Here is a 21962-nt window from a genome sequence, read left to right as displayed (position 1 = left end):
CTTCTCTCTGCTCTTAATACCTCCGTTTGAAAACTCATTAACGCTCTTAATCTTTAACTTCTTCTTTCCATACTACCTACTCATGCTGTATAGCTACACTATGACAGATGATGTGTGTTACTTCGATAATCATCTAAACAGACTCTTATACTAGGACCTATTTTATCTGCATACACATAAATATCTAATAAAATGCTTATTGCATCGTAAAATGATTATTGCTGAAAACGCGAATGTTAAAGCTTTATTGCCTTAACACATGCCAATCTTAGCTAAATGCCCAGCATCAATATCAGATCGATCAAGAAATGTACACGCATGATTAGGAATTAACTAACAAAATAAAGTGGGACAACAATAACTGCAATACTAAGTATCAATAAAGCCCTAAAATTTCACATTTATTGTTGCAGGGTAACATCTTTTTTTGTCGAATAATATATGAAAGATAGTATTAAATGGAAGATATAATTAATAGGAATAGATTCTGCATTCACTCACAAACTGGCTATGCCTCGGATATTTAAAAACCGTAAAATTGAGCTTGCAAATCTCAAAAATAGTTATGTTAAATATAAAAGCTAGAATCAATGGGCGGTGATTAAAATGATACAACTGGATCATGAAGAGGACTATATTGTTGAGTCTAAGCGTAAATGCATCGAAGCAGGAATGGATCCAAATGAAGTTAGAAAACCGAAACGTTCTATGTCAGAACAAGAACTGTTGAAAAAAAGAAACACATACAGTGAAATTTTATCCGTTGTTAATTTTTTCTCAAAAAAGATTTTACACTCGTTAAGTGGAACACCTGTACTAATTGTAATATCTGATGAAAATGGATATTTGCTACATATGGTTGGCGATGAAACGATAAAAAAAACAATTCACCAATTAGGTATACAAGTAGGCGCACAATTTACTCAAGAAGATATGGGGACTAATGTTGTGAGCTTGTCTCTTCAACAAAGCCATCCGGTTCAAATCATAGGCTCAAATCATTTTCATACGGTCCTACATGACTCAGCATGCTATGGAGTGGCCTTTCATTACACAGATATCAACAATTTACTCGGAAGTATATGTATTATGACTGCGACTGAATTGCATAATCCATTTTTCTTGACTATGTTATCTACAGTGGTTGACTCTATTGAGAGAGAACTTTTACTTAGGAAGCAAAATAGAAAGTTAGATATGTTAAATCAGATTATGGTTAATAAAAATAGAAATGGCATTATCATCACAAATGCTGATGGCATCATTAGCTCAGTGAACGATTTTGTGGTCGAAACATTCAATATTCATAAAGATACCAATATTGTTGATAGAAGTGAACAAAACCCAGGATGTCTAGTAAGCAGTCACATGAAAAAAGTAATAAAAAACAAACAGAGTTTTGATAATGTTCAAATGATTTTAAGAACGGTAGATAATCAAAAAGTAGTTTGTTTATTTGATGCTCAACCTATCTATGATGAAACAAATAATTTTATTGGTTCATACTCTCAGCTTAGAGATATTACAGAACGTTATCTTAATGAAGAACGGCATAATTATTTGGCCTATCACGATGAATTAACATCCTTACCAAATAGACGATCACTAAGTGAAACATTAAATTATCATATTTTATCATCTCTAACTACTCGCACAAATATTGATTTGACACTTATGTTCTTGGATTTAGATCACTTTAAAACGATTAATGATGCTTTTGGACATTCCAATGGTGACATATTGCTAAAGCAAGTCTCCGGTAGACTGACACAATTTTTAGGTGATAATGGGAAGGTATTTAGAATGGGCGGAGATGAATTCATTTTCCTATTTCATAACCTTACTGGGCAAAAAGAAGTTATTCACATAGGGAAGCAAATTATTGACTTATTTGACACCCCATTCACTATTAATGGTTCCAAATTCCATGTAACTGCGAGTATCGGTATAGCAATCTATCCCAATGATGGGACTGACGCTGAAACGTTCATGGTTTACGCAGATAATGCTATGTATAAGTCGAAATCAAAGGGAAGGAATAATTATACCCTATTCGATTCAAATATGAAGTCTAATTCTAATGAAAAAGATAAACTATCATTGGAAGTTTCATTAAGAAAAGCTTTAGAAAATAAAGAATTTATCGTGTACTATCAACCACAAGTTGACTTAATTAGTAAGAAAATCATTGGAGCGGAAGCTCTCCTAAGATGGAACAGCCCAGAATATGGTATTGTATCACCAGATGTATTTATTCCCATTTTAGAGGAAAACGGAATAATTTCACAAGTTGGTGAATGGGTTCTAAGTGAAGTCTGTGATCAAAGTAAGCGGTGGGTTGAAATGGGGTTTCCTAAATTTAGAATAGCGGTTAATCTTTCTTCACAGCAATTTTTAAAGGATAACTTAGTGGAAGTAATTTCCAATACATTAATGGAAACTGGAATGGATCCTAATTATTTGGAGTTAGAAATTACGGAAACGATGACCATGGATGTTGAACGTGCGATAAACGTTTTGGGTCAATTAAACGCTTTAGGAGTAAGGATTAGTATTGATGATTTCGGAACCGGTTACAGCTCTTTGAATTATTTAAAGAAGTTCCCTATTCATACTTTAAAAATAGACAAATCCTTTGTCCGAGATATCATGTTGGATAAAAATGATTCAGATATTGTTAGCACAATTATTTCAATGGCACACAATTTAAACTTAGATGTTGTAGCAGAGGGTGTAGAAACAAAAGATCAGCTCAATTTTTTACAAATGAAGAAATGCGATGTTGTTCAAGGATATTATTTTAGTAAACCTCTTTCTGTCGATGATTTTGAAAAGTCGTTTTATCAACTGAATGACGATATAAAACTCAATTACTCAAGCGAAATGGATGGTTATAATGAAAAAAATTTCTGAGATATTAGCAATCCATTTTAAAAAGTGGGGGATCAACCACATATTTGGCATTCCTGGTAAGCCAGTCACTCCACTCATTCTTGATTTATATAATAACGGCATTGAGTTTGTATTATCCAAACATGAGTCGGGTGCAGGATTCGAGGCTGCTGGTTATGCATTAATGAATAATAAATTGGCTGTGGCTATTGGAACATCGGGTCCAGGTGGTACTAATCTTTTAACATCTGCTGGTCAAGCTAAAGCATCTCATCTTCCTGTTTTATTTATTACTGGACAACCTTCTACCAAAGATTCAGGCAAAGCGTTAGGCCAAGACTCAACTATTTTTGGAACAGATCTCGTTAAAATGTTTGAACCTGTCACAAAGTTTAGTGCTAGAGTGGAAAGAGCAGATACTTTTAAGTCTTATTTTCAGCATGCCATTGAAAAAGCCTACTCAGGAGTTAAAGGCCCTGTTCATCTATCCATAGCCGCAGACGTTTTAGCTGAAAGTATTGCTGAATTTGAGATTGATTTACCGGAGGTTATATATCCTGTTGCTCCAAACTTAGCTAAGTGTTCGGATTTAATAAACCGTCCTGGTAAAAAAGTTATCTTTCTAGGCAAAGGCGTACATTCGAGCAGAGCGTATCGAGAAGTGAAAATGTTAGCCGAGATTTTCAATATTCCAGTCATGACCACGCCAGGAGGTAAGGGCGTATTTGAGAGTAATCACCATTTGTCATTGGGGGCTTACGGTCTTGGAGGGACTGAGGAATCTAGTACATACGTTGAATGTGGTTTAGATTTGATGATCGTCATCGGAACTAAACTTTCAGATATGTCCGTTGCCGGCCTAAAACCATCCAATTTTCCAAAAAGCGTAATTCATTTTGATTTTGACCAAACTTTCATAGGTAAAACTATTCAGGTAGAAACATTACCTATTATTGGCGATATTAAAACAAATCTAAATACGCTATTTGAACAACTTAATTATAATGAAATTATTAAAATGCCCTTTAATATTTATGATTATAAAATAGAGGAACCATGCAAGGAAATTAAATCTCCAATGTCTGCAGTTGAAGCTGTTAAAGTGATGAGCGCAACTTTAGATGATGATACTATCATTTTTGGCGATGATGGGAGTCATACTTTTTATGGTATAAAATATTACGATGTTAAGATGCCCGGAACTTTTTATTTTGATGATGTGTTCGGTACGATGGGCCATGCTATAGGATATTCTATTGGAGCCAAGCTTTCAAATCCCAAAGCTAAGATTGTTTGCTTAACCGGGGACGGATGCACATTTATGCATGGAACTGAGATTTCCACTGCTGTAAACTACGGTGCTAATGTCATTTTTGTCGTTTTCAATAATGGCAAAATCGATATGGTTGATACAGGAATGACTTTGCACTTAGGAAAAGCTGTGGGAACTGTTTATAAAACGATGTTAGATGTTCAAAAGTTTGCAGAATCCATGGGAGCTCTCTCTTTCAAATGTTTCGATGCTAAGGAGTTAGAAGATGCGTTAGAAAAAGCTAAGCTTGCCAATACAACGGTTGTTATTGAAGCTATAATTGATCCATTAGAAATTCCACCAACTACGAGAAGGGGATAAATATGAGTAGAGATTCAGATAATTATAACAAGGGAATTGAAGTTCTAAATGAAATGGTTGGAGCACAAGGTTTGCAAGCGATAGAATCATTCCAAAAATTCTATCCAGATTTTGCAGATTTTCTAGTTTCATTTGGTTTCGGAGAAATATATTCCAGAGAAATATTAGACTTTAAACAAAGAGAAACCATCACTCTGACAGCGTTGATTTCACAGGGTGCTTTTGAGCAAATGGGTTTTCATATTAATGCCGCGCTCAATGTGGGGATGAGTCCAAAAGAAATTGTTGAACTCGTTATCCATTGTGCTGCTTATGTTGGCTTTCCAAAAGCGTGCAGTGCTATGGGACAAGTAATGAATGTATTTGAACAAAGAGGAATAAAAGAAATTTAATGACTTTTCTGCATAATTTTCTATAGTACATAAAGGATAAGTACCTGCGTGGATGCTATCTTCTATTCAAATGTATTTAAAGGACTTAGCAATGTATTCTATCATGAAAATGCTTGAAGCAAAAAAATGAGAACATCCTAAAATACAGATGTTCTCATTTTTAACTTTCCTAAAGAGTTTTACTGTTGTAGTTTCCAATGAAATCCTCTCCTCTCGTTATATTAGGATACCGTTACGGATGTGCGTGAAACTAATTCATCAATTGCCGTATAAGATAGATCTAATGATTGAGCAACAGCTTTGAATGTAATTTCACCTCTATACGTATTTACCCCTTTCGCGATAGCCGCATTATTCAATACTGCTTGAGTGAAGCCTTGGTTAGCAATATAGACACCATATGGGTTTGTTACATTTGACAAAGCATATGTGGACGTTCTTGCAACCGCACCAGGCATATTAGCAACAGCATAATGAACAACGCCATGCTTTACATAAGTAGGCTGATCATGCGTCGTGATATGATCTATCGTTTCAATTGAACCACCTTGATCAATCGCAACATCAACGACAACAGAGCCCGCTTCCATGTCCTTGATCATACTTTCCGTTACAAGCTGAGGTGCTCTAGCACCAGGAATTAATACTGCTCCGATTAGTAAATCTGCCTTTTTTACTTCTTCAGTAATATGGAAACGATTAGAGATTAATGTTTGTACACGTCCCTCAAACATATCATCTAGTTGTCTAAGTCGCTCGGGGTTAACATCAAGAATCGTTACTTTAGCGCCAAGTCCAACTGCCATTTTTGCAGCATTCATTCCTACAACCCCACCGCCAATAATAACGACGTTGGCTGCCTTCACGCCTGGTACACCACTAATTAAAATCCCTTTTCCTCCTTGGAACTTTTCTAAACAATGTACCCCCACTTGAACAGACATCCGCCCTGCAACTTCACTCATCGGTATTAATAAAGGCAGAGCACCATTGTCTAATTGAATCGTTTCATAAGCAATCGCGGTCACTTTTTTCTCGATAAGCATATGTGTTAAAGCAGGCTCTGCTGCAAGATGCAAATACGTGAATAATATTAGATTCTCACGGAAGTATGAAAACTCTTCTCGTTGCGGCTCTTTTACTTTCATAACCATATCTGCAGACCAAGCTTCACTTGCGGAAGCAACAATTTTTGCTCCAGCTTGACTGTATGCTTCATTCGTAATCCCACTGCCTAATCCTGCACCATTCTCAATCCATACCTCATGTCCAGCATTAACGAATGAAATAACACCTGCTGGTGTAATTGCTACTCGATTTTCATTATTCTTAACTTCTTTTGGCACACCAATAATCATGATCGACACACTCCTATTTATTTTTATATAATGCAATATAGTAATAAGATCCCCATCATTAATTTTAAAAATTGATACAAACCATGACTGTTAACAATAAACAATATTAATTACAAATTGTTTTTTAGAATATCCTTTTCACTAGGATTATTATCTGCAGCGTCACACTTCTTCATACGGGTAGCTTTTTTCTGATTAAATGCCTATTCATCGATGCTCTATGTGCTCTTTACCCAGTGACATTGTTAGACCAAGGAATCGGTGCAAGCTTTATAACAAAAAACACCATCCTCATGCGGATGATGTTTTAAAAGGGAAGTGTATACTTTTATATAAACTTGCTCAAATCAGGATAGCCCGTTACAGCCCATGCTCCGTCTACAAGTAAGCTTGCTCCATTAACATAAGTAGCATCATCACTTACTAGAAATAGAGCTGGACCAGCCATTTCATCTGGTTCTGCAGCACGTTTCATTGGAATTCGTTCCATGTAGGCTTGATTAATAACATCAACACTTGTCAACCCGTTTGTAAGAGGAGTCGCAACCAATCCTGGTAAAATGGCATTTACGCGAATGTTAAATTGCGACAGCTCTAGAGCGGCATTTTTCGTTAGCATTTCCACTCCTGCTTTTGCAGAAGAGTATGCTGCACCATAAAACATTGGAACATGGGCGTTTAATGAAGCAACGTTTACAATTGCCCCTCCACCATGATCCTTCATATATTTCGCTTCATGTTTCACCGATAGAAATACACCCTTCAAACATAAATCAACAGTGAAATCCCAGTCCTCTTCGCTTTGATCGACGATAGCACCCGCTTTAGATGCACCTGCAACATTGAAAGCAAAATCAAGTCGACCGAAATTATCAACCGTCTGTTGAACAAGAACCTCAATATCGGATTCTTTAGTCACATTGGTAACGCAACCGATTAAGTTTCCTTTATGAGCTTCCTCCAATTCTGCAAGCTTGTCTTTATTCAAATCAGCGACTGCGACTTTAACTCCAGCCGCCAATAAACGCTGAACAATCGCATAGCCAATTCCTGACGCCCCTCCAGTGACAATAGCCGCTTTTCCAGTTAAATTGCTCATCATCCATCTCCCTCTCAAATCAGATTATTGATACTTTTCATTGCGAAAGCTCTACTGAACGGACGGTCTGACTAAAATTTTAGCTTGTTTAATATCGTTAATTAGCTCATTAAAACCTTCCTCAACAATATTATCCAGATCGATTTTCTTCGTAATGACTTGTTTTACATCAAGTCTTCCCGTAGCAATCATTTCAATAACTTCCGGGAAAATATGCCGATAAGCCAATCTAGATGTTATCTCAGACGCATTAAACATTAATAGCCCCATGTCAATACTTACCGGCTTGGCAAAGTTCGCTATGGCCATAACTTGCCCGCCTTGTTTCACAGATGCAATAGCATTTGTCATCGTTGGCTGTACGCCAGCACATTCGTATGCTACGCTAACTCCGCCATGAGTCAATTGATGTATAGTTGCGACAATATCGTCACGATTTCCTTCAATAACAGTGGTAGCACCTAATTCCTTTGCTTTGTTCAAACGTTCAACAGACAAATCGATGACAATGATTTGTGTAGCACCCGCTGCTTTTGCACACAATAATGTCAACAAGCCGATTGGCCCTGCTCCAAAGATAGCTACCGAATCCCCTGCTTTAAGTCTACTCTCTCTTACTGCATACAACGAAACAGCAGTTGGTTCAACCAAAGCGCCTTCTTCAAAAGACACTTGGTCAGGAATCGTATGAACCATATTATCCTCAACGATGACATGCTCGGCAAAGCCGCCATCACGATTGATTCCGATAAAGCCCACTTTATTGCATTGATTGTAATAACCTCGCTTGCATGCGTAGCATTCTCCGCAATAGATTAAAGGTTCAATGGCTACTCTTTCCCCAATGTGATGGCTAGTCACATTTTCACCAACCTCTACAATCTTCCCCGAAAATTCGTGACCTAATGTAAGCGGCGGCTTTTGACCAGTTAATGGATGCGCTTCCATAGATAAGCCGTGTAAGTAGATATGAAGATCACTTCCGCAAATCCCCGCCCATTCTACTTTAACCTTTATTTGACCTGATGAAACTTGTGGTTCTTCCACCTGTTCTACCCGAATATCTTTACTATTGTGCAATACTGCTGCCCGCATGTAATCAACTCCTAATTTATATTTACAATATTAGTATAAAAGTTTGTAATTATAAATAAAAGTTAATATAATTTAAGATGTATTAACTTTTACTTAAGGTGTGATGAGATGAACATTGAACAACTAACCTATATCGTGGAAGTGGCAAATAGAAAATCATTAGCTGAAGCTTCTAAGACTTTAAATATTAGCCAATCCGCATTGAGCCAAGCGATAACACGATTAGAATCTGAACTAAATATGAAAATATTTGAGCGCACGAGAACAGGAGCTGTGACAACTAAAGAGGGTGATAAAATCGTTGAAAAAGCGCTTCATGCTTTAGATGCCATTTACCAGATCAAAGAGGAAGCATACAAACAAAATAATAACAAAGACGATTTGCTACGTATAACAGCAATTCCGGGTTTGACCGTTCCATTAATTGATACATACTTTTCATTCAAAAATAAGAAAACAAGTCTAAATATAGAGGTAAACGAGAAATCGAGCACAAAAATAATAAGGGATATTAAAAATGATATCGCAGATATTGGATTTATAGCGATAAATAAAGCCAGCATTGATTCATTGAGCGAACTTAGCTTTACACCCATTATAAATGGGGAACTTTTGATCTTCACATCAAAGCAATTAGAGATACCTGGCAGCGGAAATGAAATTACTGCAGATTTTTTGAAGAAGCAAACGTTTGTGTTATACAAAGATGAATATGTAGAAGATTTCATTGCCAATTTCCAAAGAAAATACGGACCGGTAGATATTTTCTTAAAAACAACGAATGTAGATATAATATCTAATGCTGTGTTCGAGTTTGGTGCCATTACGCTTGGACATGATATATCTACCTTGTTTAACTCTGAATTCTCAAGAAGTAAAATGAAAGCTTACAGTTTAGACAATTTCTATGATTCCTCTTTCAGATTTGGCTGGGTGAGAAAGAATGATTATAAACTATCAAGCGAAGCAAAACTTTATATCGAGGGAATTAATCAAATCTTGATCAAACATAGTAGCATGGTCTAATTCACTTCTAATACTCGATTCAACATCACTTCATTCCACTCTAATAATAGAATTACTATCATCATTTCAGTTAGTAATTAACAACGATGTCATCTTTATAAACAACACAAAAACACCATCCACATGTGGATGGTGTTTTTCCACGAGGATGCAACTAATCATTCAACTTCGTAAAAATGGATTTTTATTCAATTGTTGACATCGTTATTATAGGGTGATATATTGTGTATGCACGGTATACACAATATACACAGTTAACAAGGAGGTTGTTATATGCTAGCGTTAGATATTAAGCACCTGAATAAGAAATATGATAATTTTCAATTGAAAGATATATCTTTGCAATTAGAAATGGGCTATATTATGGGTTTTATCGGAGCCAATGGTGCGGGAAAAACAACAACGATTAAATCAATCCTGAATATCATTCAAATCGATAGTGGAGAAATTAGCATCTTAGGCAAGGATGCCATAAAGCATGAGATTGAGTTGAAGCAAGAGATTGGTTTCTCATTCGGCGGGATTGATTTTTATACTCGCAGCAAAATTAAAACATTAACTAATGTAATTAAGAGATTTTATGAGAATTGGGATGATGAAACCTATTACAGTTATTTAAAAAGATTCCATTTGGATGAAAATAAAAAAATAGTCCAGTTATCGACTGGTATGAAAGTAAAGTATAGTTTGGCTCTTGCTTTATCCCACGGAGCGAAAATTCTCATTTTAGATGAACCAACTAGTGGACTAGATCCAGTTGCAAGAGGGGAACTATTAACCATTTTCCAGGAGTTAGTAGAACCAGGGGAAATTAGCATTCTCTTTTCAACTCATATCACTTCAGATTTAGAAAAATGTGCTGATTATATAACTTTTATACACAAAGGACAAATTATCAATAGCTGCGAAAAAGAAGACTTCATTAACTCGTACCGCTTGATAAACGGTAAAGAAAGTCAACTTTCTGAAGTTAAAGACCAGTTAATATCCTACAAAACAAATTCATTTGGCTTTACAGGATTGATTCATACTAAAGATTTCGATACTTCTTCCGATATTAAATCAACTTTGCCTAATCTCGAAGACATTATGATCTATGTATCAAAGAAGGAGGATATGTATGTATAACTTACTAATGAAAGAATTAAAACTCGGAGTAAGTCCTTTTTTTTATGCATTACCCTTCTTGACTGGAGCCTTAATGCTCATTCCGAGTTGGTTATACTTTCTTGTCATCTTATATTTTTGTTTTATAACAGTGCCTAATATGTTTGGGGTGTTCAAATCACAAAATGATTTGATGTTTACGATGATGTTACCTGTTACAAAAAACAATATTGTGAAAGCAAAAATAGGTGTCGTTGTCATTCTTGAATTATTGCATATCGTTATTGCAGTTATCTTCGGTATGATAAGCACTCGCTTATATCCTAATTTGATCTACTTTTTCTTTGAACCAACCTTAGGTTTTTGGGGACTATGTTTTGTCATGCTTGCGATCTTTAACATTATCTTTTTCTCTATGTATTACAAGACAGCATATAAATATGGCGCAGCAGCGTTCACATCCATCGCAGCAGCTATACTGTTTGCTGGAGGGGCAGAATGGTTGGGAATACAAAATTCAGTAGTTTTTGACCTTTTCAAGGGTAGTGGTGCTGAGAACATTCCATTACAAATATCTATTCTACTCGCAGGGATTGCATTATTCGCAACATTTACCATTATCGCTTATAATATTTCTATTAAACAATTTAAGAAAGTAGAAATATAATGAACATCGCACTTTCCAACACATCTGAAAAACCTATTTATCAGCAACTTTTTGAACAAATTAGCTCTCAAATTCTAAAGGGTGAGTTAGAATCTGGCTATAGTTTACCACCAATACGACAAGCAGCTATAGAACTTGGGATAAGCATTATCACTGTGAAAAAAGCTTGGGAAGAGCTTGAAAGATCTGGTCTTATCTATACAGTAACTGGTAAAGGATGCTTTGTAGCCGAACTTTCACCCGATGATATGCTTCAAAAACGAAATGAGATGATCTTGAAGCAAATGGTCGAGAGCGCTTCATATTATAAATCTTTTGGTGTCACCATAGAAGAGGTTATTGAGTTATTGAAAAAGGTTTATTAATTTATCCAATCTCATGTCTACTACATCAACAATTTTATATTAACAACAAAAACACCATCCTCATGCGGATGGTGTTTTTGCTGTTAGACGCGAAGAGCTTGTCTTCTCATCCACATCGTTGCAACCCATTTTTCACCCTTGATCACTGGTGTACCTGCATGCAAGGTGAAATCATTTAATTCATCGTTATTGTAAAAATATTCGAAGTAGACTGCCATACCTTTGTTAGGAAAAACAGAAAAATTAAGCATTGGAAATGCTGTTTCTCCGCCTTCTTCTACATCATTCAAATACATTACGAGCGTACTAATTCGATTGTTGGTATTTGCTCGACTCGTTTCTGCGAAAAAATCATAATGAGGTTGATACTCTTGACCAGGTGTATACTGTAGAATTTGTAAGCCATCACCATGCTCGATAGGAATATTCATAATTTGAGAGAGTCTCTTCTCGATTTTTGTAATCTTCTCATTCTCCTCAACGAATACCCCGCTACTCGTTCTAATCTGATTGACTTCACGATTGCCACCTATTTTTGAACGTTGTAATTGTTCTCTAGAATGATTAATTAGTTCGTCACATTCCTCATCGCTAAGCACATTCCCTAAAACGACAACTAGTGGTACCTCATACTTGGCAACAATTCGAATCTCTCGATCTTCTGTCTTAATCGTATTTCCAACATGATCAAAAATCGTCTGTTCTTTTTCTATCGTATTCCCTATCATCCTTATACATCCCCTATATTATGACACTCATTAGAATACCATAAAATGGAATTAATTACTCTAACTAATTTCAGAAAAATCAAAATATTAGTACAACCATCAATATCATATTCTAAGTTCCCTATTAATCTCAGAATATCACGAAGCCATATTACAATGTCGTATACGTCTTCCTGCCGGTGTTACAGATGTGGCGTCACCCAAATAATTTTCTTTTATTTAAAAGTTTCAACAAATAAATCATGGATGGTATATAAAAACCCCGATCTTTTGAGATCAGGGTTCTACATATTTGTGGAGGAGAAAGTAAGTATTGATATTCCCTACGTAGATTCAATATAGTATCAGCCCACCGATCGCTTATCTCGCATTGTACGTTGATACGTTGATAGCATAACTCCCGCTAGAATAAACAAAGACCCTAGTATTTCTACACCTGTAATTGGCTTATACAATAATATTAATCCCATAATCATCGCTACAAAAGGCTCTAAATTAGATAATACCGATGCTTTAGAAGCATCAACATGTCGAATATTATTATTCCAAATAAGTGTCGCTATTCCATGTACAACAACCGCAGTTCCGATCAGCATCGCCCAATCCGTAATATTTGTGCTCATTCGTAATGGAGCTTCTAGTGAAATAGCAAACGGGATCGACACAATAAAACCCACCAGATTCGAATATAAAGTAATTGTGAGTGGGTCTATTCGTTGCGAAAGTACCCTAGTAATAATAATCATAATGGCGAATGTTATCATCGTTAAGACAATCCATATTAGTCCTTTATCTATATGTAAAGAGGACGAATTACCTTTTACAACGACAAAATAAATACCTATGATCGCAAGTACTGACCCCATTAACATACGGATCGTTAATTTTTCCTTTAGAAATAGAGCTGCTAACAAGCCAGTTAAAATTGGAGTCATAGCTAAAATAATTGCAGATGTTGTTGGATCAGCTGTTTGTAACCCTTTGAAAAAGGACCACTGATTTATAAATACACCAATTACACCTAGAAATAATATGAATAATAAATCGAATTTAGACACTCGCTTGAAATGCTTTTTATAAGAAGTTACTCCAACTAAAAACATGACAATAAATAAAAGCCGTAGTGATGTTAACAGACTAGGGGAAAAGTCTTGAACTAACATCTTGCCAAATACAAAATTACTACCCCATATGACTACACAAAACGTGAGCCAACCATAAGCTTTAAACATTAATAATCACCTTTCAATAATTCCTGCTGTTCAACTTGCCCCTAAGTACCCTTTAAAACAAAAAAATAGACCGGCCATCGTAAGGTACGCGGTCTATTGTACTGACGGTCAGTAAGCATCGGTTGTTCTTTATATTCATTATAACCTCAATGCATTATTCATGCACAAAATTACAATGGGATTAATATCCAATATATGCTTTACCTCTATTCCATCCCTACGAAATACAAAAACGTTATAGGAGAATTTACGTGCAGCTATACAATTTTCGACCTTATACCGCCGTCCGCTTGAATATAATGCATCAAGAAATGCACCACCAAAACGACTAGAAGTGCTTGTGGTTGAAAGAAATAGCAGGAGACTATAAGTATGAGAATAGTTATTGTATGAAAACTAATCGTAACAATAACCTTCCGTTTACTCCATGCACTATTGATGATTTTCAACCGCTTTTTCCTATAAAAATATATTGCGGTCAGTAAAATATAAATAAAGACTGTAATCAGAAATGATAACTTAGAAAAAGTATGCTTAATTACATTACCCTCCTGATCGGTAATTCGTATAACGTAGTTTGAATGTTTTAGATATTGTACCGTAACCTCATCACCGATATTAATATAATCTAGCTCCAAACCCTCAAACGAAAATCGTTTACCATCAAGCTTTACATGGTCAAACCCCCACGATTTTCTAGAATCTCTCTCCCAATCATATTCGATGTCAGTTACTGTACCTGTTTTCTCTTCGTATTGCTTAAGGAGAATAGAGGGTATGTCCTTCCAGTGAGGCATTGCTAACGACCAGGTTAGAACACCAAGTGCCAATATCCCCCCCATAACGAACACAGCTATAACAATATTACCTATTATCGATTTCAGACTTCCCTGCTCTTTCTTTCTCTTGCGTAATTGAGGTTCATTATCCCGCTTTTTCTTTTGAATTGGTTGGACAATGAAAGCATAGACGAGAATATACGGTACAAACATACCTAGCATTATATTAATACATAGTACAGCTAGAAATAACATATGATCCCCTCCAGTTCCCAATGATATATGACACTACATCATCTGTCAATTTATGTATTTAAATACAGGTTATTATCTTTTGGAACTATTTACGATCGTCCAAGCAGCTTTCTATAGGTTTGAATATTATGCAATAAAGAATTTAATGTAGTAAACGAATGGAGGAGTAAAATATTGTCAGATCCAGGTGTATCTATTATCACATGCACGAATCATCCAGATTTTCTCAAGAACATCTTGAACAATTACCATAATCAGCGCTATAAGCGAAAAGAATTAATTATCATAATTAATAAAGACAGCATCAGTTTAAAGGAATGGCAGAAAAAAACCGCCATGTATCCCGACGTCACCATCTATAAGTTGCAAGAGCGAATCTCGCTTGGTAAATGCTTAAATTTTGGTATCGGCAAGTCCAAATATCCCCTAGTTGCTAAATTTGATAACGATGATTATTATTCGCCATACTATTTAGGCGAGCAAGTCAAAGTTCTCCTTCGTACAGGAAGCCCAGTAGTAGGTAAGCACGCATGTTATGTCTATCTGACTGCAAGTAAAAAACTTCTCATTCGGTCTCCTTATGAAAAGAATAAATCTGTAGATTTCATTCAAGGAGGAACTCTCTTGATTCGGAAGAGCATCCTCAAGAAAGTGCGCTTCTCAGATCGCTCGGTTGGCGAGGACGTCAAATTTTTAAAAGATTGCTCTAAGAAAGGTTATACTATTTACGCTACTTCTCCCCACAATTACGTCTACATTCGCCGAAAAAACAAAAGTACTCATACTTGGCAAGTAAGCGATAAAGAGTTTCTAAACGGTGGCCAGCCTGTTGCAGTTACTAATAATTTCAAAAATTACGCCGTGCGGAAATATTAAGTGAACTGGACAATAATAGTTTTCACTAATTAGCTATGTTAAAACCCTATTAAAGAGAGGGCTATATTGATCTCCACTATTGCACCTTTATTATTTAAAATAAAAACCTCGACCACATGCGGTCGAGGTTTTTATTTTCTATTTCACTTCTTGACTCTTATTGTATTGGTATGCTCTCATCGCAACAACGAAAGCCATCTCTCTCGTCGCAACACCCTTCGGATTAAATTGCTCATTATAACCAGTCATAATGTTTAACGAGGAAATATCCGCAACATGTCCCTGTGCCCATGATGCAATTTGGTCACGGTCTTGATAACTAACGCTAGACTGAGCAGGCTCCCGCTTCATTGCTCTTGCAATCATGACCGCCATTTCTTCTCTTGTAATCGTGTCGTTCGGTAGGAATTGATCCTTGTACCCGGTCACAATTCCAGCTGCATACGCCGTATTGACGTATGGATAGAACCATTTCGTAGCCTCAACGTCAAGGAATGGATTTGATGTCTCTCCGTCTGTTTGAACGTTAAAGACTTCGACGATCAACTTGGCAAATTCAGCCCTAGTAATCTCGTCTTTTGGATTCAATCTGCCGTTAGACCCTTGAATAAATCCTTTCTCTGTTGCTTCCAATACCAGATCATAAGCCCATGAAGATACATTTGCGCTATCCGTATAGAAGTCTGCCAAAACTTTTGGTTCCTTCTCAGGTTCGTTCGTGCCAGGTACACTTTCACCGTCACCTGAACCGTTGCCGCCCGTACCCGGTTCCTCTTCCACTACTGGACTACAATTACCCAAATCTTTACCTAAATTGGTCGTATAGCGCCACTCTACTTTATCACCTTGCTTCAGCTTATACTGACTAGCGCCATAATTTGGACAAACATTATTGACACTATACATCCAACCACTGCCACTACCATGATCAAATTCTCCATCGCCAGCAATGGACTCAATATAGACGCTGTTGTATTTATCTGAGAAGGAGTTTTCATAAGCGATACCGCGATTGTCCATCTCTCTCTTCAAAACATCCCAAACTGATTCGCCTAGAGTAAATTCAACCATTGTTGGTGATAATACATAACCTTTATTAATCGTTAGCTTATCAATCGATAATTGAATCGTTGCTTTTGCTGGTTCTAGTCCTCCACCACCAGTGGTTTTGTCCTTAACAGAATAGACGACAAAGTCTGTGAAGTGATTTGTCTTAACAATGAGATCACTGCCACTTTCATACGCATACTCATGCTTTCCGCTCTTCAAACCTTCTTGGTCGCTAGCAAACCTTTGAATCGGGGTAAGCTTGCCATTTTCAATAAATGCGACTTCCTTGCCCTTCATTCCTGCAAAGGTAAACTTAACAAATCCATTCGTAAAGTGAATTGAATGTTCTCCACCGATTGTAAAGAACTCATGAACACTATCTAATTGTTGATTCGAATTGATTATACCGATAAGATTCGTCTTAAGTGTAGCATCATTTTTATTATTAAACGTAATCAGTTCTAGTAGTTGATGCAACCCGCCATCCATGATAATCCCTTGAGGGATTTCGGCAGTAATGCCACCTCTCGAGATAGACAATTTTGGTAACGCCACATTAGCTGGCAAATCAATAAATGTTCTCGCTTGCGCAGAATCAGGTAGCTCGATCGACACCTGCTTCTCGCTATCCGCACCTGTCACGCGTATCGTGTAGTCCTTGCCATCGTTAGGAATAACGACAGGCTGACCGTCACCCGGAAGGTGAATAGTACCATTCGGTTCAGTCACATCAATAACAACATCTGTCATATCATATAGACTAGTTTCTCCGTCTAGATAACGGCTATAAGCGACAAGGGCATAGGTGCCTTGGTCTGTTGCCATGCCATCCACTTTGCCGCCTTTTGGATGAACAAATCCACCAGTCGGTACTGCATAGGTTAGCAAATTGTCAACTGTGGAATAGCCGTTCTTGTTGAATCTATCATCTGTATGCGGATCAATACCGAGACTAGTTAAAGCAACGATTACTTGGGCTACGCTTTGGACGTTTTCTGCGCCACTACTCGAGTAACCGCCTGCCTCATTCTGAACAGATGAAAGCCAAACAATTGCACGATCTACAGCAGCTTTAACATCTTCCTGCCCCTCGTAATACGGAGCTAAAGCTTGAAGCGCCATTGCGGTAATATCCGGATCGGCAGCGCCCGACAAAGACCAACCTCCGCCGGCAACTTCCTTTTTGATAATAAAGTCAATCAGCTTATCGCGCGTTGTTGAATTTGTAACCCCATTTTGCACGGGAATATCATATTGATGGCTATCGAGCGCAAGCAGCGCAAAGATTGGCCCATTAATCCCTTGCTTGGTCACGTAATTAAAATCAGCTAATGCTGCGCTAATATCATAACCCGCCACGTTATTAATATCTTTACCGATTGCCGTAAGACCTAAGATCAATCTGGAATGCTCCGTGCCTTTTGCAGAATGTAACTTTCCTGCAGGCATTAATCTTTCTACCTCGCGAACTACATTCTTATAATAAGTAGCGTAATAACCTTCTGGTACCTCATATTGCGCGCGAGCAAGAGAAAGAATACTCCATTCCCCACCGCCCGTGCCGAATGTAGGATTGTTTACGCTGTTAACCAAATAAGCTAAATGCTTGTTCAATTGTTCGTTTACATTTATAGCTTCTTTTTTCGAGCCTAATTGTTTCGCATTGTTAAACACTTCTAGTTCTTGGTCTAGAGCAAGTACTTTGGCATCAACTTTATCCTGACTTGCATTTTCATCAACTATTAAAGCTTGGGCAGATTCACTAAGTTGTGATAATTGACTGAATACTTCTTCTATCACCCAATAGTCGCTTTGAAGTACATCGCTTCCGTCTGTGCTCACGGATACTGATTTCAGTTGTTCCTTGGCATCGTCAACTGCAAGCTGCAGAGAAGCTTTATCTGCTTCCTTCACAATTACAATTTTTGGAAAAATACTATAATATCCTTCTCTGCCCAAAGCCGTAAAGTTAGGATTAGCCCCTATTATCGGGTCAATATTACGATGATCCCCAATAGGACTTCCGTAAAAGCCCAATTTAAGATAGCCATCATTAAGACTATATCCACCTTGCAGATCTTGAGGCACCGTGAATTCTACACTATTGCCCTGTGTCGTAATGTTATATTGTTTAGCAACACTGGTAATCAGCGTCCGATTAGGTCCTGCAATAAAGTTTAGCTGAGCATTAAAATTATAAATACCCGATAGTTTGTTGGCAGGGAACGATAGCCCTTGCAATATAACTTTCACTCGATCTCCAGGTCCCGCTTCTTCTTCCGGTCGAGTCACATTTTCAATAATTATCGTTAATGGCCTTGCCGTCATCACTTGGTATTCGGATAAGCCATCTCTTTCGATCTTGACAATGTTGCGACCTTCCGTCAGCAGCATACTGAACGATCCATCAGAATTTGAGGTTACATTTTCTGTGGAGAATGTACCATCTCCATAAGATACCGTTCCAGCCGCATGATTGATTTCAGGACGAAGAACACTGACTTCACTATCTGCGGAAGGAGTAAACGTATAGGTAGCTCCAGGCTCAGTATCCACAAAGTACACACTATCGATATCCGCATCGAAAGCACCGTTTTGAAGGTTCATGACTTGATTTCCCGTTTTACCCTCATTGACCTTCTGATTAAGTGCCTTGTTGCTCTCGATACCAGTAGAAATACCTGACTCGTCTTGACCTACCGTGACAACAAACAAACCGACATTTTCTGGCCAAATTGCACTGAATGCATCATTTGCATCTTTAATATAACTCGATCCGTTTACCTTTAGAGCATCGTAAGTCACTTTAACAATCGCTGTTCCGTTTTCTTTCGCACGGATCGTTGAATAGCTGCCAGGTTCACCTTCATCTATATCAATGACATCGTGACCAGAAATAATTTCATAATGAAAATCAGGTTCAAAGAAGTAATTACTGATTCCTTCAATTAAAGCTTGCCAGCTCCGCAAAGTTAATAAATTGAATTCATCTCCCGGCGCTGTCAACTTCAAATGATTTTGTTCATTAATATTAAGATAGATATTTCCTTCTAAATAAGTTCCTCGGTTTAGAATCGAATTCGGCGAAAGAACATCTAATTGTTGTTCCGTAACCTCCATAACCGCATTCGCTTCCGTTGCATTAAATATCCCGGTGTTTGTAAGCTTACCTTCTTGACTTACCCGGTAGTTATATTGTTGACTATTGACCAGCTTATATCTTGACACTCGCTTACCGTCCTGAATCGTCGTCTCCAGAGGTTCGACTTTTTCAAACGAAACAAAATGCTTGATTTTTCTACCTACAAAAAGTGTAGCTTCTTCAGGCACCGTAAAAGTAATGATTCGCGATAAAGGAATCGCTCCAGTAACCGCTTGTGCTTGAGTAGATAATGTGACCGTTACGCTGTTACTAAGTGTAATATAACCTTCGATTTCACGCGCTTCGCTTGGCTCAAAAGAGTAAAAATATGTATTCCCCGTAAGAACGAGTGCTGGATATTGACCCGTAGACGTCTTCGTTCCCAAAGTTAGGGACGTGTCGCTTGGAGTATCCTGAGCAATCTTTGCCGAATAATCCACATCAGCGTTCCATCCTGAATTACTAGCTTTAAGATTCAATTGACGGAATCCAAATGTTTGGTTCTCTTCCGTCGTTACAGTTAACTTACCTTCGCCAATACTGTTCCCGCTAGCGTCAATCCCTTTATAGCGATATTCACCGGCAGGCAGAGTAGCTTTATATATTTTATAAGTTCCCTCTTCACCTTCACCTATATCTACAAGCTGATCTTTGGAATTGACGAGCTCTAGCTTAGTCGTTTTAGGTGCTACCGTAAACGTAATATTAAATGAAGGCTCTGTTCCCTCTTCCAATAGACCTTGTTTTTTTGCATTATTGAAGACCGCATGAGCTTGATCGAGTGCTAATACCTTTGCATCTACTTCTTCTTGTGAGGCATTAGAGTCAACGACTAACTGTTGAGCCGATACAATCACTTCTACCAAGGCGTCAAGCTCATCCTCGACGACCCAATAATCTGTTGCGCTTACATCATATCCATCTGCACTTACTTTAACAGAGGCTTTATCTAACTCTGCTGCTTCTATGGAAGTTTCCAACTCAGTCGTATTAAGTTCACTACTCTCACCGAGTGCTTCAACTAATTCTTCTAGTGCGGTGTCAACGTCAGACTGACTGCTTTCCATATCCGTAAGTGCATCATAAGCGTTATCATATGCGACTTTAACTGCATCATCAGCAAGGATTTCTGATTTATCAATTGCGCTATTAATCTCTGCTACTTTTTCAGTTAATGCATCCTTGTTGGAAGGATCAATAAGACCATCGTAACTTCCTATATCTTTCCCTAAGTAAACAGTATATTGCCAACGAATGACATCTCCGTTCTCAACATAATTTTCCGAAGCTCCTACATCCGGTATGGAATGGTTGACTGCGAACATCCATCCCGACTGGGTGGTGTAATCAAATTCGCTTAACCAATCCGCGTCCGACCTATCGCCGACCTCCCCTGCTCCTCCAATGGCTTGCAAGATGTAGGCGGGAATATTAACTTCACCAGCATCGGGATCGGATACGCTAGACAAATAGAAACGGTTCTCTACGCTGCCTTCATGTTTGTAGCGGTTGTCTCCTAAAAGTTCTGAAATAACTGCTGCCACATTGTCTCCCTCTTGATAAGGAACACGAATCGGCTCAACGATATAACCTTGTCCCAATGTGAATTTCTCAACAGATACCGTTACATATCCCTTGTTCCCTGCTCCACCTGAATTCCCCTCTGCTGCCAACGCAGTTGTTGGGCCCAACAATGAAAATATCATTAGTAAAGTTAAGAATAATGCCATCAATTTCTTTCCTGTTTTTTGCAGTAACATAATCCATCTCCTAAATCTTAATTTATTTTTGTACAACAAAAAAACACCTATCACTAGTTATTGTGAAAGGTGTTTGACAAACCGACATAAGGACATACTAATGCCCATATAGATGCACAGTTAAACATCTCTCCTTCCATCCTCGTGAAATCGCAGAAAAAAATAAATGGCATGTATCCTGGCTTAGCTTCATCGTATGACTAACTCCTTCCCGTATATCATACAGTGGAAACACGTTAGCATACTCAGCATTACAGTGGCGGGACCGCGTCAGATTTGCACTGATCTTCCATATTAAGCTGTGTAAAACAGCACCATTTACTTAAGTATATGAAGTTGTAGTTGATATTGCCGACTTCAAACTTCGGCGAAAACTATCCTTTCAAAAAAGGAATGTACTACTGATCTATTCCTTCTCGTAGTTTCTACTAACTTACTAGATTCTACTATAATTCTTATGCGACTCAAAAATACTAATTGGTCGCTTATTGAAGAATACCCCATTT

At 37.6% G+C, this 21962-nt stretch carries 15 protein-coding genes and 1 riboswitch; of the genes, 8 read left to right on the top strand and 7 right to left on the bottom strand.

What is annotated here, in order from left to right; all coding sequences use genetic code 11:
* Positions 1–606: 606 nt before the first annotated feature.
* Genes NV377_RS20745 through NV377_RS20735 form a run of 3 tightly spaced genes read left to right on the top strand, consistent with a single transcriptional unit; the run spans position 607 to position 4917 of the window.
* Positions 607–2913 (top strand): EAL domain-containing protein, encoded by a 2307-nt coding sequence (locus NV377_RS20745; protein ID WP_258202717.1) that lies wholly within the window; start codon positions 607–609, stop codon positions 2911–2913.
* Positions 2897–4525, top strand: a complete 1629-nt coding sequence (locus tag NV377_RS20740) for a thiamine pyrophosphate-binding protein (protein WP_258202716.1) — start codon at positions 2897–2899, stop codon at positions 4523–4525. Before NV377_RS20745 ends, NV377_RS20740 begins: the two co-directional genes overlap by 17 nt.
* Before the next feature lie 2 nt (positions 4526–4527).
* Positions 4528–4917, top strand: coding sequence for a carboxymuconolactone decarboxylase family protein (locus NV377_RS20735; protein ID WP_258202715.1), 390 nt, complete (start codon positions 4528–4530; stop codon positions 4915–4917).
* Between the two features lie 221 nt (positions 4918–5138).
* On the opposite strand, the gene ald is transcribed toward NV377_RS20735, so the two are convergent.
* The 3 genes from ald to NV377_RS20720 form a co-directional block, all read right to left on the bottom strand.
* Positions 5139–6275: an alanine dehydrogenase gene (gene ald, locus NV377_RS20730; RefSeq protein ID WP_258202714.1), complete on the bottom strand. Its 1137-nt coding sequence runs from the start codon at positions 6273–6275 to the stop codon at positions 5139–5141.
* A gap of 328 nt (positions 6276–6603) precedes the next feature.
* Positions 6604–7377 carry an SDR family NAD(P)-dependent oxidoreductase gene (locus tag NV377_RS20725; protein WP_258202713.1) on the bottom strand — a complete coding sequence of 258 codons (774 nt, stop codon included), beginning with the start codon at positions 7375–7377 and terminating at the stop codon, positions 6604–6606.
* A 48-nt stretch (positions 7378–7425) separates the two neighbouring features.
* Entirely contained in the window at positions 7426–8469 is a 1044-nt protein-coding gene (locus tag NV377_RS20720; RefSeq protein ID WP_258202712.1) for a 2,3-butanediol dehydrogenase, read from the bottom strand.
* Positions 8470–8577: 108 nt separating this feature from the next.
* On the opposite strand from NV377_RS20720, the gene NV377_RS20715 reads away from it, so the two are divergent.
* The 4 genes from NV377_RS20715 (at position 8578) to NV377_RS20700 (ending at position 11634) form a co-directional block, all read left to right on the top strand.
* Entirely contained in the window at positions 8578–9495 is a 918-nt protein-coding gene (locus tag NV377_RS20715; protein ID WP_258202711.1) for a LysR family transcriptional regulator, read from the top strand.
* 273 nt (positions 9496–9768) lie between these two features.
* Positions 9769–10623, top strand: a complete 855-nt coding sequence (locus NV377_RS20710) for an ABC transporter ATP-binding protein (protein ID WP_258202710.1) — start codon at positions 9769–9771, stop codon at positions 10621–10623.
* Positions 10616–11269 carry an ABC-2 transporter permease gene (locus NV377_RS20705; RefSeq protein ID WP_258202709.1) on the top strand — a complete coding sequence of 218 codons (654 nt, stop codon included), beginning with the start codon at positions 10616–10618 and terminating at the stop codon, positions 11267–11269. Before NV377_RS20710 ends, NV377_RS20705 begins: the two co-directional genes overlap by 8 nt.
* A complete protein-coding gene (locus NV377_RS20700) occupies positions 11269–11634 on the top strand; it encodes a GntR family transcriptional regulator (RefSeq protein ID WP_258202708.1) in 366 nt (121 codons plus the stop codon). The genes NV377_RS20705 and NV377_RS20700 overlap by 1 nt, the downstream gene beginning before the upstream one ends.
* A gap of 83 nt (positions 11635–11717) precedes the next feature.
* On the opposite strand, the gene NV377_RS20695 is transcribed toward NV377_RS20700, so the two are convergent.
* The 3 genes from NV377_RS20695 to NV377_RS20685 all read right to left on the bottom strand — a co-directional run bounded on the left by NV377_RS20695 (position 11718) and on the right by NV377_RS20685 (position 14628).
* Entirely contained in the window at positions 11718–12362 is a 645-nt protein-coding gene (locus NV377_RS20695) for a 2OG-Fe(II) oxygenase (protein ID WP_258202707.1), read from the bottom strand.
* 344 nt (positions 12363–12706) lie between these two features.
* Positions 12707–13594 carry a DMT family transporter gene (locus tag NV377_RS20690; RefSeq protein ID WP_258202706.1) on the bottom strand — a complete coding sequence of 296 codons (888 nt, stop codon included), beginning with the start codon at positions 13592–13594 and terminating at the stop codon, positions 12707–12709.
* A 257-nt stretch (positions 13595–13851) separates the two neighbouring features.
* Positions 13852–14628, bottom strand: coding sequence for a hypothetical protein (locus NV377_RS20685; RefSeq protein ID WP_258202705.1), 777 nt, complete (start codon positions 14626–14628; stop codon positions 13852–13854).
* A gap of 174 nt (positions 14629–14802) precedes the next feature.
* Here NV377_RS20685 and NV377_RS20680 point away from each other — a divergent pair, with 174 nt between their 5' ends.
* The gene (locus NV377_RS20680) at positions 14803–15504 is read left to right on the top strand and encodes a glycosyltransferase family 2 protein (RefSeq protein WP_258202704.1); all 702 of its coding nucleotides are present in this window, start codon (positions 14803–14805) and stop codon (positions 15502–15504) included.
* Between the two features lie 138 nt (positions 15505–15642).
* Here NV377_RS20680 and NV377_RS20675 read toward each other — a convergent pair whose 3' ends face one another.
* On the bottom strand, positions 15643–21456 hold the full coding sequence (locus NV377_RS20675) for an S-layer homology domain-containing protein (protein ID WP_258202703.1): 5814 nt from the start codon (positions 21454–21456) through the stop codon (positions 15643–15645).
* Positions 21457–21607: 151 nt separating this feature from the next.
* Positions 21608–21790, bottom strand: a riboswitch (cobalamin riboswitch).
* Positions 21791–21962 lie beyond the last annotated feature (172 nt).

Source organism: Paenibacillus endoradicis (assembly GCF_024721975.1).
Note: the sequence above shows the minus strand (reverse complement) of the source record. Positions and strands in the feature narration are given on the sequence as shown.